Origin of the sequence: uncultured Microbacterium sp. (assembly GCF_963521645.1) — a bacterium.
Lineage (GTDB): Bacteria > Actinomycetota > Actinomycetes > Actinomycetales > Microbacteriaceae > Microbacterium.
On record NZ_CAUQVQ010000015.1, the window covers coordinates 20,681 to 35,474 of the forward strand.

Annotated in this window: 13 protein-coding genes; 5 read left to right on the forward strand and 8 right to left on the reverse strand. The window is 68.8% G+C overall.

Going from position 1 to position 14,794, the window contains the following annotated elements; translation table 11 throughout:
* Nucleotide 1: 1 nt before the first annotated feature.
* Nucleotides 2–1,624 carry an FAD-binding oxidoreductase gene (locus RWO82_RS05880; protein ID WP_314424629.1) on the reverse strand — a complete coding sequence of 541 codons (1,623 nt, stop codon included), beginning with the start codon at nucleotides 1,622–1,624 and terminating at the stop codon, nucleotides 2–4.
* 20 nt (nucleotides 1,625–1,644) lie between these two features.
* Between RWO82_RS05880 and RWO82_RS05885 the strand changes: the two genes are divergently transcribed.
* The 3 genes from RWO82_RS05885 to RWO82_RS05895 all read left to right on the forward strand — a co-directional run bounded on the left by RWO82_RS05885 (nucleotide 1,645) and on the right by RWO82_RS05895 (nucleotide 4,524).
* On the forward strand, nucleotides 1,645–2,250 hold the full coding sequence (locus RWO82_RS05885) for a TetR/AcrR family transcriptional regulator (RefSeq protein WP_314424631.1): 606 nt from the start codon (nucleotides 1,645–1,647) through the stop codon (nucleotides 2,248–2,250).
* Nucleotides 2,247–3,692 carry a glycerol-3-phosphate dehydrogenase/oxidase gene (locus RWO82_RS05890; RefSeq protein ID WP_314424633.1) on the forward strand — a complete coding sequence of 482 codons (1,446 nt, stop codon included), beginning with the start codon at nucleotides 2,247–2,249 and terminating at the stop codon, nucleotides 3,690–3,692. Before RWO82_RS05885 ends, RWO82_RS05890 begins: the two co-directional genes overlap by 4 nt.
* A 136-nt stretch (nucleotides 3,693–3,828) precedes the next feature.
* Nucleotides 3,829–4,524 (forward strand): SPFH domain-containing protein, encoded by a 696-nt coding sequence (locus RWO82_RS05895; RefSeq protein ID WP_314424635.1) that lies wholly within the window; start codon nucleotides 3,829–3,831, stop codon nucleotides 4,522–4,524.
* 46 nt (nucleotides 4,525–4,570) lie between these two features.
* Here RWO82_RS05895 and dxs read toward each other — a convergent pair whose 3' ends face one another.
* The 5 genes from dxs to dut all read right to left on the reverse strand — a co-directional run bounded on the left by dxs (nucleotide 4,571) and on the right by dut (nucleotide 11,501).
* Complete coding sequence (gene dxs / locus RWO82_RS05900) at nucleotides 4,571–6,511, reverse strand: 1-deoxy-D-xylulose-5-phosphate synthase (RefSeq protein WP_314424637.1); 1,941 nt, start codon at nucleotides 6,509–6,511, stop codon at nucleotides 4,571–4,573.
* Between the two features lie 169 nt (nucleotides 6,512–6,680).
* Nucleotides 6,681–9,545, reverse strand: coding sequence for an aconitate hydratase AcnA (gene acnA, locus RWO82_RS05905; protein WP_314424640.1), 2,865 nt, complete (start codon nucleotides 9,543–9,545; stop codon nucleotides 6,681–6,683).
* Between the two features lie 159 nt (nucleotides 9,546–9,704).
* Complete coding sequence (locus RWO82_RS05910) at nucleotides 9,705–10,433, reverse strand: DUF3159 domain-containing protein (protein WP_314424642.1); 729 nt, start codon at nucleotides 10,431–10,433, stop codon at nucleotides 9,705–9,707.
* Entirely contained in the window at nucleotides 10,430–11,017 is a 588-nt protein-coding gene (locus RWO82_RS05915) for a DUF3710 domain-containing protein (RefSeq protein ID WP_314424645.1), read from the reverse strand. The genes RWO82_RS05910 and RWO82_RS05915 overlap by 4 nt, the downstream gene beginning before the upstream one ends.
* Complete coding sequence (gene dut / locus RWO82_RS05920; protein WP_314424648.1) at nucleotides 11,010–11,501, reverse strand: dUTP diphosphatase; 492 nt, start codon at nucleotides 11,499–11,501, stop codon at nucleotides 11,010–11,012. The genes RWO82_RS05915 and dut overlap by 8 nt, the downstream gene beginning before the upstream one ends.
* Nucleotides 11,502–11,513: 12 nt before the next feature.
* Between dut and RWO82_RS05925 the strand changes: the two genes are divergently transcribed.
* Entirely contained in the window at nucleotides 11,514–11,981 is a 468-nt protein-coding gene (locus RWO82_RS05925) for a DUF3093 domain-containing protein (RefSeq protein ID WP_314424649.1), read from the forward strand.
* A 103-nt stretch (nucleotides 11,982–12,084) separates the two neighbouring features.
* On the opposite strand, the gene RWO82_RS05930 is transcribed toward RWO82_RS05925, so the two are convergent.
* On the reverse strand, nucleotides 12,085–12,378 hold the full coding sequence (locus tag RWO82_RS05930; protein WP_201469844.1) for a DUF4193 domain-containing protein: 294 nt from the start codon (nucleotides 12,376–12,378) through the stop codon (nucleotides 12,085–12,087).
* 196 nt (nucleotides 12,379–12,574) lie between these two features.
* On the opposite strand from RWO82_RS05930, the gene sepH reads away from it, so the two are divergent.
* Complete coding sequence (gene sepH / locus RWO82_RS05935; protein WP_314424652.1) at nucleotides 12,575–13,615, forward strand: septation protein SepH; 1,041 nt, start codon at nucleotides 12,575–12,577, stop codon at nucleotides 13,613–13,615.
* Nucleotides 13,616–13,643: 28 nt separating this feature from the next.
* On the opposite strand, the gene RWO82_RS05940 is transcribed toward sepH, so the two are convergent.
* Nucleotides 13,644–14,765, reverse strand: a complete 1,122-nt coding sequence (locus RWO82_RS05940) for an alkaline phosphatase family protein (protein ID WP_314424654.1) — start codon at nucleotides 14,763–14,765, stop codon at nucleotides 13,644–13,646.
* Nucleotides 14,766–14,794 lie beyond the last annotated feature (29 nt).

Here is a 14,794-nt window from a genome sequence, read left to right on the forward strand (position 1 = left end):
CTCAGCGCGATCTGTGCGAGGAGATGACGGCCCCGGGATTCAGGATCCACGAGGGATCGAGCTCCCGCTTGATCGCGGCGAGGATGCGCACGCCCGTCTCTCCGATCTCCTGCTCGAGCCAGGGTGCGTGGTCGCGGCCGACCGCGTGGTGGTGGCTGATCGTGCCTCCCGCAGCCAGGATCGCATCGCTCACCCGGCCCTTGATCTCCCTCCAGGTCTCGAGCGGGTCGGAGGGGAGGTTCGCGATCACCGTGAAGTACAGCGAGGCACCCGTGGCGTAGATGTGCGAGATGTGGCACATCACATAGGCCCTGCCGCCGGCCGTCTCGACAGACTCACGCAGCGCCTCCGTCACCTCCTCTTTGAGGTGGAGGAGGTTCGCCCAGGTGGTCGCGGTCTCGAGCGTCTCGCAGAACACGCCTGCGTCCAGCAGTGAATCGCGCAGATACGGCCCGTCGAATCGCCCGTCGAGCCAGGCGGCCGCGTCTCCGTCGCCGGATGACGCTCCCCCGGCCTCCGCGAGGATGGCCGTGGTCCGCTCGCGGCGACCGGCACTGTCGGCACCCTCGTACACGGTCACCATGCTCGCTCCTTTCGAGAGCGCCTTGCCGATCCGGCCCACCTGAGCGAGGCTGACGGCGGTCTCAGCCTCGTCGGACAGTCGGATGACGGTCGGACCGCCACCGCGCTGCGCCACTCGTCGCAGGGCATCTGCCCCCTGGGCGAAGTCCGAGAAGCTCCATGCCTCGACGACGCGTTCTGTCGGCACCGGATGCACGCGGACCCGCACCTCGGTGATCACACCGAAGACGCCCTCCGATCCGAGGAAGACTCGGATGAGGTCGGGCCCGGCCGCAGATCCCGGCGACCGTCCGAGGTCGAGGTCGCCGGTGGGAGTCGCGACCCTGAGTCCGGTGACCATATCGTCGAAGCGCCCGTGTCCCGCGGAGTTCTGTCCGGACGAGCGCGCGGCGGCGAACCCGCCGACCGTGGCGTACCGGAAGCTCTGCGGATAGTGCCCGAGCTCGAATCCACGTCGGGAGAGCAGCGCCTCGGCATCCGGCCCTCTGGTTCCCGCGGCGAAAGTCGCTTCTCCACTCACCTCATCGAGTCGGATCAGGCCCGAGAGACGGTGCAGATCGAGACTGATCACCGCGCGATGCGCACCCCGCTCAGGCTCGAGCGCGCCCACCACGCTCGTTCCGCCGCCGAAGGGGATCACCGCGATCCCACGATCGGCGCAGAAGCGGAGCACGGCCGCGACCGCATCGTGCCCGGTCGGAGACACGACGGCATCCGGTGCGGCCTGCTCGCGTCTGCGGCGCCTCAGCAGGTCCGGGGTCGAGCGGCCTCCCGCGTGACGGATCCGCGCCTCTCTCGAGGAGTCGACGTGCTCGGGGCCCACGATGGTCGCCAGGTCGTGCAGATCACCCTCCTGCAGCGCAGACGGCACGAGCTGCACCTCGGAGAGGTCGACCGACGGTTCGGGCTTGCGGATGCGTCCGAGCAGCAGCGGCAGCAGCATCCGCACAGCGCGAGGCAGATCAGACGCCTGGGCCGGATCCCCCCAGCCGTTCCAGCGCATCTCCGATGCCACGGCGACCCTGCCGTCTTCTGAGCTCATGCGTTACAGTGTGACACATCATGAAAGAACGTCAAGCGCCTGCTGTCGCACCGATGCGGATGCCCGAATGGGACGCCACCCAGTCACGCATCCTCGACGCCGCCGACGGCTTGATCGGTCGACGCGGAGTGCACGGGGTGACGATCGCGGAGCTCGCTCGGCGCGCGGGCCACAGCCGCCCCACGATCTACCGCAGCTGGAGCGACGCCGACGACGTCGTGCGCTCGGCCCTGTTGCGAAGAGTGGCGACGATCCTGGCAGCGTTCCCCTCTCCTGCCGTCAGCCGACCCGGACTCGTCGACGACATGCTCCGCTTCTCCGCACTCTTCCGCGCCGATGACGTGTTCGGGCGTCTGCTCGCCGACGAGCCGGAGGCCTTCACCCGCTACATGCTGCAGCGCGTCGGATCGAGTCAACGGCTGATCCTGAGCTGGCTGGCGTCGGCGATCGGCGCCGCACAGGACGACGGATTGGTGCGCGACGGCGACCCCCACGAGATCGCCGTGATGCTGCTGCTCATCGCGCAGTCGGCGGTCCTCTCCCAGGGCACAGTCTCGGAGCTCATCTCCGAGCACGCCTGGGAGCGTGAGCTGCGCGCCGCACTCGACGGGCTGCTCCGGCCATGACCCGCTCGTCCGATCTCAACGCCGCACGACGCGCCGCCGACCTGTCGCGCGCCGCCGACGAGACGGTCGACCTTCTGGTGATCGGCGGGGGCATCACAGGCGTCGGCGTCGCGCTCGACGCCGCCTCTCGAGGGCTGAGCGTCACTCTTCTCGAGGCCGAGGACCTCGCGTTCGGCACGAGCCGGTTCAGTTCGAAGCTCGTGCATGGCGGGCTCCGCTATCTCGCCACGGGCGATCTGGCCACGGCGAAGGAGAGCGCCAGGGAACGGCATCTGCTGATGACGCGAATCGCCCCGCATCTCATCAGCCCTCTCGCGCAGCTGCTGCCCTTCGCGCCGGGGGTGACGAGCCGTCAGCGCGTCGCGGGCACGCTCGGGATGGCCATGGGCGACCTGCTGCGCATGCGCGCAGGAACACCCCGACACATCCTTCCGCCGCCGCGCCTCGTCTCAGCCGCGACCGCTCGCCGGCTCGTGCCCTCGCTCGCGCAGGGAGGTCTGCGCGGCGCGATGCTCTCCTACGACGGCCAGCTGCTCGACGACGCGAGACTGGTCGTGACGGTCGCTCGCACGGCGGCAGCACGGGGTGCGCGGATCCTCACTCGGGTGCGAGCGCTCGAGGTGCGCGTCGACGGTGCGACGGCTGAGGATGCACTCACGGGCGAGCGTCTGGACGTGCGGGCCCGGAGCGTGGTGAACGCCACGGGTGTGTGGGCGGGCACACTCGACGACTCGATCTCGGTGCGGCCGAGTCGTGGATCCCACATCGTGCTGGACGCCGAGGCGCTGGGGCACCCGGCCGCAGCGCTGACGATCCCGCATCAGGGCTCGGTCAGCCGCTACGTGTTCGCGTTGCCGCAGCAGAACGGTCGCGTGATCGTCGGGCTCACCGACGAAGACGCGCCAGGACCCGTGCCGCGCGTCCCCGCGGCGACGGAAGCCGAGATCGCCTTCCTTCTCGCCACTCTCAACCGAGTCCTCTCGACGCCCGTCGCCCGTGCGCAAGTGCGGGGCTCGTTCGCAGGCCTGCGCCCGCTGGTCGACGAGGGCGCAGCAGCGACCTCCGACATCTCGCGCCGCCACCTCGTCAGCGTGTCCCCGCGGGGGTTCATCACCGTGCTCGGGGGCAAGCTCACCACCTATCGGCGAATGGCGGAGGATGCGGTCGACCTCGCCGTCGGATCAGCCGGACTCGAAGCCGGACCCAGTCGCACCGCGTCGCTGCGGCTCACCGACACCGCGCCCGCAGCGATGCAGGCTCCCGGCGGCAGCCGTCGCGTGTCCCGAGCCGCGATCGAGTTCGCAGTCCGCGCCGAGGGAGCGATGACGGCCGACGACATCCTCGATCGTCGCACCCGGGTCGGACTCGTCGATGACGAACGGGAGCAGCAGTGGCCGTCGGTCGCGGCCACCGTCGCGGAGGTGCTCTCGACGCTCTCCTGACTCAGACCGCCTTGACCGGTCACGCCGTATCCACCCTGCGGCAGATCGGGTAACGAGCACGGAACAGAGTGTGAACACCTGCGCGCGCACCCGACAGAAGGCCTCGCGAACGCCGTCGAGCAGGCACAGTGGTGACATGGACATGCTCCTCTCGATGGTGGGCGGAAAAGGAATGTCGGGAGTCTTCAAGACCGGCACGGCGATCCTCACGATCCTCCTGGTCGTTCCCGCGCTGCTGAAGATCTTCGTCGTCACGGTCGACGAAGGATGGGCGGCGATCCGCACGCGCAACGGCAAGCCGATCATCCGGAACCGCCCGCAGCGTCGTGGGTCGTCCCGCGGTGGAGCGGTGGGCGAGGTGGTCGTGCTGGACCCCGGCTCCCACGGAGCGTTCCCCCTGTTCTACTGGTATCGCCTCATCGACGTGCGGTGCAGGGCGACCGACCTCCCGGCACGCGAGATGACGGGGGCGAGCGGACATCAGCACCGCGTGCATGCGTCGTTCGAATGGCGTCCGATCCCGACCGGGCGGGATCTCCGGGTGTTCGAACTCGACGTCGTCAACGTCACGGAGCGCGCCTCGAACATCGTGGGCGCCGCGTTGCGCGACGTGATCCATGCACTCGACGGCGCGGACCTGCCGCACAACGACGAGATCAACACCCGCGTGATCGCCGCCAGCGCGGACGAGGTGCGGCGAGCATGCGGAGTGGAGCTGGTGCGAGTCATGGTCACCGGCGACGCGCTGACCGACGGATACCTGCTGTCGTCCGCTCTGCGCGACGCCGACCGCGGGGCCCAGGCCGTCGCCGCCCTCCACGCGCTGAACTGAGAGCGCCCCGGATCAGCCGGCCGCTCAGCGTCGGCGACTCAGGCGGTCATCCCCGTTCGTGGAGCGGCACGTCGATCGTCCCGCTCGTGCCTGCGTCCCGGGCCACCGGGATACGGGTTCCGAGCACCTGGGACACGACATCCTGCGCGATCTTCGATGCAGTCAGACCGGCATCGGCGAGGATCTCCTCCCGCGACGCGTGATCGATGAACTCGTCGGGCAGTCCCAACTCGTCGACCGCCGTGTCGATGCCCGCCTCGCGGAGCACCTGCCGCACGCGCGTGCCGATACCGCCCACGCGAATGCCGTCTTCGAGGGTGATCACGAGGCGGTGCCGGGCCGCCATGCTCACGATGGACGGCTGCACGGGGATGGCCCAGCGCGGATCGATGACGGTGGCACCTATCCCCTGCGCCCGCAGTCGCTCGGCGACATCCATCGCGAGTGAGGCGAACGGGCCGATGGCGACCAGGAGAACGTCCTCCGATTCCCCCCGGGCGAGCACGTCGACGCCGTCGTGCAGCCTCTCGAGCGCGGGGAGGTCGGGGGCGACATCCCCCTTCGGGAAGCGGATCACGGTGGGGGCGTCCTCGACGAGGACGGCCTCGTCGAGCGCCTCGCGGAGGCGCACCCCGTCGCGCGGGGCCGCGATGCGGATGTGAGGAACGATCTGCAGCATCGCGAGGTCCCACATGCCGTGGTGACTGGGGCCGTCTGGACCGGTGACCCCGGCGCGATCGAGGACGAACGTCACGCCCGCTCGATGCAGCGCCACGTCCATGAGCACCTGATCGAACGCACGCCCCATGAACGTCGCATACAGCGCCACCACGGGGTGCAGGCCGCCGAAGGCGAGTCCCGCCGCCGATGCGACCGCGTGCTGCTCGGCGATCCCGACGTCGTACACACGGTCCGGGAAACGCTCGGCGAAGGGCGCCAGACCCGTAGGACGCAGCATCGCGGCCGTCATGGCGATCACATCGCTGCGACGCTCCCCGACCGAGACGAGCGCATCGGAGAAGACATCCGTCCACCCCGTCCCGCCGGACGACAGGGTCTCGCCGGTGACGGGATCGATTCGACCGACGGCGTGGAACTGGTCGGCCTCGTCGTCGCGTGCCGGCTGGTAGCCGCGCCCCTTCTCGGTGATGGCGTGCACGATGACGGGCGCTCCGAAGGATTTCGCGAGCTCCAGTGTCTCGAGAAGAGCCGGGAGGTCGTGGCCGTCCACCGGACCCAGATACTTGATGTCGAGATTCGAGTACAGCGCCTCGTTGTTGGTGAAACGGGACAGGAAGCCGTGCGTGCCGCCCCGGACGCCGCGGAAGACCGCGCGACCGACCGGCCCGAAGGCGCGGAAGAGCAGATCGGACTTGTGGTGGAGCTCCTTGTACGCGGCCGCCGTGCGGACGCGGTTGAGGTAGCGCGACATGCCGCCGATCGTGGGCGCATAGGACCGGCCGTTGTCGTTGACGACGATCACGAGATTGCGGTCGTTGTCGTCGGAGATGTTGTTGAGCGCCTCCCACGTCATGCCGCCTGTCAGCGAGCCGTCGCCGACCACGGCGACGACGTGGCGGTCGGCACGGCCCGTGGCCGTCAGCGCCCGGGAGACGCCGTCCGCCCAGCTCAGCGAGCTCGACGCGTGCGAGGACTCGACCACATCGTGCGCGCTCTCGGATCGCTGCGGGTATCCGGCCAGTCCACCGCGGAGCCGCAGCGACGAGAAGTCCTGGCGCCCCGTCAGCAGCTTGTGCACGTACGACTGGTGTCCCGTGTCGAAGATGAAGGGGTCATCGGGCGACGAGAACACGCGGTGCAGAGCGATCGTGAGTTCCACGACACCCAAATTCGGCCCCAGATGACCGCCGGTGCGCGATACGTTCTCGACCAGGAACTCGCGGACCTCGCCGGCGAGTTCGATGAGCTGGTCCTCTGACAGGGCGTCGAGGTCCCGGGGTCCTGAGATGCTCGGAAGAATGGGCATCTGCACCTCCTCATAGGCACCGTTGGCGGCATCCGATTCCGGTTCGGAGGCCTGATCGATCCTACCGCGGGGCATCTGCGAAAGGCCGGAGCACGACCGCCCCCTTGACACGGCGGCCGAGACGACGAAAGGGCCCGGTTCCGGAGAACCGAGCCCTTTCGCCGTGCGATCAGACGAGCGAACGCAGCACGTACTGCAGGATGCCGCCGTTGCGGTAGTAGTCCGCCTCACCGGGGGTGTCGATGCGCACGACAGCGTCGAACTCCACGACCTGCTTGCCCTCGGGCGAGTTCTCACTCGGCGTGGCGGTCACGCGCACCGTCTTCGGCGTGACGCCGTTGTTGAGCTCCTCGAGACCCGTGATCGAGACGACCTCGGTGCCGTCGAGACCCAGCGACTCCCAGCTCTCGCCGGCGGGGAACTGCAGCGGGACGACGCCCATGCCGATGAGGTTCGAGCGGTGGATGCGCTCGAAGCTCTCGGTGATGACCGCCTTGACGCCGAGGAGGCTCGTGCCCTTCGCCGCCCAGTCACGCGACGAACCGGAGCCGTACTCCTTGCCGCCGAAGATGACCAGGGGCGTGCCCTGCTCCTGGTAGTTCATGCTCGCGTCGTAGATGTACGACTGCGGTCCACCCGGCTTCGTGAAGTCGCGGGTGTACCCACCCTCGACGACCTGACCGTCGTTGACAGCCGAGACCATCAGGTTCTTCAGGCGGATGTTCGCGAACGTGCCGCGGATCATCACCTCGTGGTTGCCTCGACGCGAGCCGAAGGAGTTGAAGTCCTTGCGGTCGACGCCGTGCTCGGTGAGGTACTGCGCTGCCGGCGTTCCGGGCTTGATGTTGCCCGCGGGCGAGATGTGGTCGGTCGTGACCGAATCGCCGAGGGTCGCCATGACGCGCGCACCCTCGATGTCGCGCACCGGGGTGAGCTCCATCGTCATGCCGTCGAAGTACGGCGCCTTGCGCACGTACGTCGAGTTCTCATCCCACTGGAAGATGTCGTCGTCCGGGGTGGGCAGGCTGCGCCAGCGCTCGTCACCGTCGAAGACCGTCGCGTACTGCTTGATGAACTGCTCGCGCGAGATCGAGGAATCGACGATCTCCTGCACCTCGTCGGGGCTCGGCCAGATGTCCTTGAGGAACACGTCATTGCCGTCGCTGTCCTTGCCGAGCGCGTCGGTCTCGAAGTCGAAGTGCATCGACCCGGCGAGAGCGTATGCGATGACCAGCGGCGGGCTGGCGAGGTAGTTCATCTTCACGTCGGGGCTGATGCGTCCCTCGAAGTTGCGGTTACCGGAGAGCACGGCCGTGACGGCGAGGTCGTTCGCGTTGATCGCCTCGGACACCTCTTCGATCAGTGGGCCCGAGTTTCCGATGCAGATCGTGCAGCCGTAGCCGACCGTGTAGAACCCGAGGCCCTCGAGGTCCTTGTCGAGACCGGACTTCTCGTAATAGTCGGTGACGACCTTCGAGCCGGGTCCGAGCGTGGTCTTGACCCACGGCTTCTGCTTCAGGCCCTTCTCGAGCGCCTTGCGGGCGACGAGGCCTGCAGCGATCATCACCGACGGGTTCGACGTGTTGGTGCACGAGGTGATCGCCGCGAGGGTGACGGCGCCGTTGTCGAGCATGTAGCGCTGACCGTCGGGCGTGGACACCGGAACCGGCTTGGACGCCGGGTGCGGGCCTCCGCTGAAGAGCAGCATCGATTCGACGTGCTCCTCCTCGTGCTGATGCGACACGCCGTTGACTGCCACGTGCTCGTGCTCGACGCCGGGCGCAGTGCCGGGGTCGGATGCCGGGAAGGTTCCCTCGACCTCGACGGTCTCCTCGCCGATGGCGGCGTAGTTGAGGATGTCCTGCTCGAACTGCGACTTCGCCTCGGAGAGGAGGATGCGGTCCTGCGGGCGCTTGGGCCCGGCGATCGACGGCACGACCGTGCCGAGGTCGAGCTCGAGGTACTCGCTGAAGACGGGCTCCTGCGACGGATCGTGCCAGAGCTTCTGGGTCTTCGCATACGCCTCGACGAGCGCGACCGCCTCTTCGCTGCGACCGGTCAGGCGCAGGTAGTCGAGCGTGACGTCGTCGATCGGGAAGATCGCCGCGGTCGAGCCGAACTCCGGCGACATGTTGCCGATGGTGGCGCGGTTCGCCAGCGGCACGGATGCCACGCCCTCGCCGTAGAACTCGACGAACTTGCCGACGACACCGTGCTTGCGCAGCAGGTCGGTGATCGTGAGCACGACGTCGGTCGCGGTGACGCCCGCCGGGATCTCGCCCGAGAGCTTGAAGCCCACGACGCGCGGGATCAGCATCGACACCGGCTGACCGAGCATCGCGGCCTCGGCCTCGATGCCGCCGACTCCCCAGCCCAGCACGCCCAGGCCGTTGACCATCGTGGTGTGCGAGTCGGTGCCGACGCACGTGTCGGGGTAAGCACGCAGCACGCCGTCGACCTCGCGGTCGTAGATCACCTTGGCGAGGTGCTCGATGTTGACCTGGTGCACGATGCCGGTTCCGGGGGGAACGACCTTGAAATCGCTGAAGGCCGTCTGGCCCCAGCGGAGGAACTGGTAGCGCTCGCCGTTGCGCTCGTACTCGATCTCGACGTTGCGCTCGAGGGCGTTCTCCGAACCGAAGAGGTCGGCGATCACCGAGTGGTCGATGACCATCTCGGCGGGCGATAGGGGGTTGATCTTGTTGGCGTCGCCGCCCAGTGCCGTGACGGCCTCGCGCATCGTGGCGAGGTCGACGATGCAGGGGACACCGGTGAAGTCCTGCATGACCACACGGGCCGGCGTGAACTGGATCTCGGTGCTCGGCTCAGCCGCGGCATCCCACGAACCCAGTGCTTCGATCTGCGCCTTCGTCACGTTCGCGCCGTCCTCGGTGCGAAGCAGGTTCTCGAGGAGGACCTTCAGACTGAAAGGGAGCTTGTCGAAACCGGGCACCGTGTCGATGCGGAAGATCTCGTAGTCGGTGCTGCCGACCGTCAGGGTGCTCTGGGCACCGAAGCTGTTCACCGTGGACACGATTCCGTCTCCTTCTATTCGGATGGGAGCGACAGGCGCCTCCATCTTGCTCGCCAGCGAGCCCCTGCGGCTAGCAAGGCAGACCTAACCAGTCTGCTCCGCTCATCCTCCGGGCGAAAGCCTGCAATTTATCTTGATGTCAAGATAAATCTATCACGACTAGCGCGGTGTATCGGAATTCGGGGTACGCGGATACAGCGCTCGCACCACGAGCCAGGTGACCGCGATCAGGGGCGCGAACAGCGGGAGTCCCATGATGAGCTTGAGAGTGCCGAGAGCGGTGACGTCGCCTGCCAGATACAGGGGCAGCTGCACCGCGAGTCTGGCGTAGAACAGCGCCGCCCAGGCCACGCCGAGCCACAGGAATGCACGACGCTTGCGTCGGTCGTTCCGCCATGCCGTCCCCTCCCCCATGAGGAAACCCGCGGCGAGACCGATGAGCGACCACCCGATCAGCGCCGACACGAGCATCGCCGTGCCGTACACCGCGTTCGTGATCAGTCCGGGGACGAAGTTGTCCTCACCGCGGCCCGTCCACAGCGCGAGAGCTGCCGCGGCAGCGGCAGCGACGAGACCGCCGATCGCCGCGGACGGCGGCGACTTCTGCAGCAGTCGGACGACCGTGAACACCGCGGCGAGACCCACGGACACTCCGAGCGGCAGAGCCAGCGGATCAGGGGCGATCGTGAAGAGGACGACGAACGCGAGGCTCGGCAACACCGACTCGAGGATCCCGCGCCACCCGCCGATCGCCGACCACACGACCCGATGGGTCGCACCGGTCTCGGCGGGATCGAGCCCTGCGCGCCGCGCCGCGCCGCCGAGCGCTGCCCCGAGGATCTCCGAGGCGCTCTGCTCGCGCTCCGGGTCCGTTCCGGGGGTGCTCACGCCGAACCGGGGGTCGCCGGCATCTTCAGCGGGATGAGATCGCGCGGCGGCATCGGAGCGCCGCCGCGGACGACCACGATCGACCGGAAGAGATCTTCGACCTTGGCGGCAGCGTCGAGATCGGATGCGGCCGCACCGCCGATCACGCCGCGCAGGAACCAGCGGGGTCCGTCGATCCCGATGAAGCGCGCGAGACGCAGGCCCGAGCCCTCGTTCGCCGCCGCGGGGACCTCGGCGAGGAGCTCCTTGCCGAGCGGGCCGTCACGCTCCTCCACGCGCCCGCCCTGAGAGCGGACCTGATCGCGCAGCTGCACGCGGGTCTCGTCCCACAGCCCGCCGGAGCGGGGAGCCGCGAACGGCTGGACCTGCAGCGACGAGTCGGCGTAGTCCAGACCGACCGCGACGATCCGCTTCGACTGCTCCTCGACCTCGAGACGCAGATTGAGCCCCTCGCGCGGCAGGATCTTGATGCCGCCGAGATCGATGTACGGGCGGACCGGATTCGCCTCGGAGTCGTCGAAGGGACCGTCGGTGGCGCGGTTGTCGGGAGCCGACTTCGAGGGAGTCGCGTTGTTGTCAGTCATTGGCCTGTCCTGCCGGAGTCGATTGGGTTGCTGCCTGATAGCCGGTCGAGCCGAAACCGCCTTCGCCGCGGACGCTGTCCGGCAGCTGCTCGACCGGGAGGAAGACGGCGCGCGTCACGGGCATGATGATCAATTGCGCGATGCGATCGCCGACGGCGACATCGTACGCGCTGCGGATGTCGGTGTTGATCAGACTCACCTTGATCTCGCCGCGATACCCGGCGTCGACCGTTCCGGGCGAATTGACGATGGAGATCCCGTGCTTGGCGGCGAGGCCGCTGCGCGGAACCACGAAGGCGGCGTAACCCTCCGGCAGGGCGATGCGCACGCCGGTGGCGACCAGCGCGCGCTCCCCCGGTTCGAGACGCACGGCCTCGGCCGCGACCAGGTCGGCGCCGGCGTCTCCCGGATGCGCGTATCCGGGCACGACGGGCGCGCCGTCGAGCACAGGCGCGATAATGGGGAGATCAACGGAATCAGTCACCCCCCGAGGCTAATGCAGAACATCGCTCGCGACACACGACCGCGCTACAGAGAGAGGCTCTCACCGAGCCTGCGACTCCTGGCGACGGTGGCCCTCGCGGGGCCCATGGTCTCGCTCATCTTCATCCCGCTCGGCTCCGCGACCGTCGCCCTGATCATCGGCGCGGCGGTCTCCGCACTCCTCGTCGTCGGGCTCGTCGCTGCGGCACCCGTGGTCTCCGTCGAGAACGGCGTGCTGCGCGCAGGCCGTGCGCACATAGAGACCCGCCATCTCGGCGATCCGGTCGCGCTCACGGGCGACGCCGCGCGACAGGCTCGCGGTCCCGGTCTCCCTGCGCGCGGATGGCACCTCATCCGCGGAGGCATCGACGGGGTCGTCGCCGTTCCCAACACCGATCAGGACGATCCGGTCGACACCTGGACGATCTCGAGCCGTACGCCGGACCGGCTCGCGGCGGCGATCGCTCGCACCGGCGACTGAGCCCCGCAACGCAGACCGAGCCTCGACCCGCTGACCGAGCCTCAACGACGAACGCGCCCCTGACCGTGAGGTCGGGGGCGCGTGGAGCGTCGCTCGGATGCGCTCAGGCGGCGCATTCCTTGCAGATGGGGCCGGATGCGTCCTCGTGATCGAGCTGCGAGCGGTGCTTCACGAGGAAGCAGCTCATGCAGGTGAACTCGTCCTGCTGCGCGGGCAGCACGACGACATCGAGCTCGAGGTCGGACAGATCGGCACCGGGGAGATCGAAGCTGGACGGGTTGTCCGCATCCTCGTCTCCCGAAGAGCCGGAGAGCTTGTCCGGCACACGCTCCTTCAGGGCTTCGATCGACTCGGAGTCGTCTTCACTCTTTCGGGGAGCGTCGTAGTCGGTTGCCATGTGGTGAATCTCCACTTTCATGCGAGTGGGTGGTGCGCCGTCGGGGTAATCGGCGGCCATAGTTTGCATGACCTCGAAGCAATAAGCAAATGCCCGCGGCTGCCACAGACCAAACTGGCGGCGCGCCCAGAGTATTCCCTGCCCCGGGCTCGGCCTCATGACACCATGAGTGCACACCCATCAGAGGGGCATTCGCATGGAAAACGTCACCATCGTCGGCACAGAAGCAGGAGTCCTGGTACTCGCGACCGAGTCGGGCGAGCGGTTCGCGCTGCCCATCGACGACGTCCTGCACCGCGAGATCAGGCGGGCCACCCGCCAGGGCGAGCCTGCACCGCAACGGCTCGCGGCCAGCCCCCGTGACATCCAGGCTCAGATCCGCGCCGGCCTGACCGCGCCCGAGGTCGCCGAGCTCCTCGGGATCACCGTGGAGGACGTGGCGCGCTTCGAAGGTCCCGTCCTCGCGGAGCGCGAGCACATCATCGGTCAGGCCCTCGCCGTCCCCGTGCTGATCGGCAGTGATGTCGAACCCGACGCGCAGCCCACTTTCGGCACCGCCATCCGCGCGAAGCTGACCGAGGTCGAGGCATCGGCGGAACGGTGGGCGAGCTGGAAGGACGACAGCGGATGGATCATCAAGCTCGAGTTCGCAGCCAATGACGTCGAGCACGACGCGCGCTGGAGCTTCGATCCGCGACGCAGCGCGCTCGCTCCCCTCAACGCCGACGCCACTCAGCTCTCCCGTCAGGGGTCTCTCCCCGAGGGACTGATCCCGCGGCTGCGTGCCGTGGAGAGCGAGCGACAGGTCTCGCCGTACAAGGATGACAGCCGCTTCGACTCGGGGGCTTTCGGCCCCCGTCTCGTGCCCGCCGCGGATGGCGCGGACGATGCCGCCCTGCGCGAGCGCTCCCCCGCGTCCGTGCAGGAGGCCGCGACCAAGCGGGCGCCGGAGTCGCAGACGACCAGTCCGGAGACGGCCGATCTGCTCGAGGCGCTGCGCCGCAGACGGGGTCAGCGCGAGACGGCACCGCTGCTCGACGACGACGCCCAGGTCAGCTCCGACAACGACCCGATCGCGATCTTCGACGCTTTCGAGACCGGCCCGATCGAAGAGCCCCCGGCTGCACCCGAGCCCGCACCGGAATCCGGGGGCGCGGACGGCAGCGGTCGCCGCAAGCGACGCAATGCGATGCCGTCGTGGGACGAGATCGTCTTCGGGGCACGCACCGACGAGTAAGCGCGCACCGGTCCGGTCGTGCGCCGCGTCAGCGGGCGAACGCGCCGAAACGCAGCAACGGCACCTGGCGCTCCTCCGGAGTGAGACCGCCGTGCTGTCCGACCATCCCGCGGCCCCGCTGGTCCGCCGCGGTCCCGTCGTAGACGGCGCCGTTCCCTCGTGCGACGACGAGCAGATCCCCGATCCGCGAGGCAGCCGCCTCCGTCACGGTCGGACCGAACAGCCCCGCGGCGATCGCATCCTCGCGGGTACCCACGTCGGCGAGGCCCGCCAGGTCTTCCGACCAGCGCGCAGAGGCCTGTGCGACGTCGACGCCCGGGTCGAGATACACGTGCAGCATCCTCGGTTCGCCGCCGATCGCGTGCACACCGTGCAGGTGCTCGGCCTCGAGCACCACCTGACGATGCGCGGGGACGTCGACCATCCCGTGATCCGAGGTGACGAGGACGCCGACCCCCGAGGGCGCCGTGCGGGACAGCGCACGATCGATCTCCTCGAGTGCGGAGACCCATGCCAGCGATGCGACGCCGTGTCGATGACCCGCCTTGTCGGCCTCGGGCAGGTAGCAGTAGACGAGCGAGCCCGGGTGGCGCTCCGCGAGATCGAACGCGGTCTCGACGCGCTCGGCGGGGGTACCGGCCGCCACGAACTCCGCGCCGCGGAGGGTGGCTCGTGTGAACCCGCTGCTCTCGTACGCCGCGACGCCCACGGCGAAGGCGGGACGGTCCTCGGCTCGGGCGCGTTCGAACACCGTGGGCATGCTCTGCCAGGTCGCCGGATCCACCCCCTCGGCCTCCCAGCCGGTGAGCTGGTTCACGAGCACGTCGCGCGAGCGGTCGAGCACGCGATATCCGACGAGACCGTGCTCACCGGGCCAGGCGCCGGTGAGGGTGCTCGTCAGCGCCGCAGCCGTGGTCGAGGGGAAGACCGAGACGGCGACGTCCTTCTTGCCCATCCCCGCGGTGAGGGCACGCGCGTGGCCGGCATGAGCACGCAGACCGATCGCCCCGAGACCGTCGATGAGGACCAGCACGACCGAGGTCGCGCGCGGCAGTGCCGCGGACTCGCCGCGGAGGGCGGCGAACAGGTCGTCCGCCACCCCGACGAGGCTCCGGGCTGAGGGCGACTCGGACGGTAGCATGAGGGACATCCGAGCCAGTCTGACACAGGCTCCCGTAC

Excerpts from the sequence above, each read along its gene's own strand:
- RWO82_RS05925 (WP_314424649.1), top strand. The coding sequence starts at position 11,514 with ATGCAGAACATCGCTCGCGACACACGACCGCGCTACAGAGAGAGGCTC.
- dxs (WP_314424637.1), bottom strand. The coding sequence starts at position 6,511 with ATGCCCATTCTTCCGAGCATCTCAGGACCCCGGGACCTCGACGCCCTG.
- RWO82_RS05885 (WP_314424631.1), top strand. The coding sequence starts at position 1,645 with ATGAAAGAACGTCAAGCGCCTGCTGTCGCACCGATGCGGATGCCCGAA.
- RWO82_RS05930 (WP_201469844.1), bottom strand. The coding sequence starts at position 12,378 with ATGGCAACCGACTACGACGCTCCCCGAAAGAGTGAAGACGACTCCGAG.
- RWO82_RS05915 (WP_314424645.1), bottom strand. The coding sequence starts at position 11,017 with ATGACTGACAACAACGCGACTCCCTCGAAGTCGGCTCCCGACAACCGC.
- RWO82_RS05940 (WP_314424654.1), bottom strand. The coding sequence starts at position 14,765 with ATGTCCCTCATGCTACCGTCCGAGTCGCCCTCAGCCCGGAGCCTCGTC.
- RWO82_RS05895 (WP_314424635.1), top strand. The coding sequence starts at position 3,829 with ATGGACATGCTCCTCTCGATGGTGGGCGGAAAAGGAATGTCGGGAGTC.
- RWO82_RS05880 (WP_314424629.1), bottom strand. The coding sequence starts at position 1,624 with ATGAGCTCAGAAGACGGCAGGGTCGCCGTGGCATCGGAGATGCGCTGG.
- sepH (WP_314424652.1), top strand. The coding sequence starts at position 12,575 with ATGGAAAACGTCACCATCGTCGGCACAGAAGCAGGAGTCCTGGTACTC.
- RWO82_RS05890 (WP_314424633.1), top strand. The coding sequence starts at position 2,247 with ATGACCCGCTCGTCCGATCTCAACGCCGCACGACGCGCCGCCGACCTG.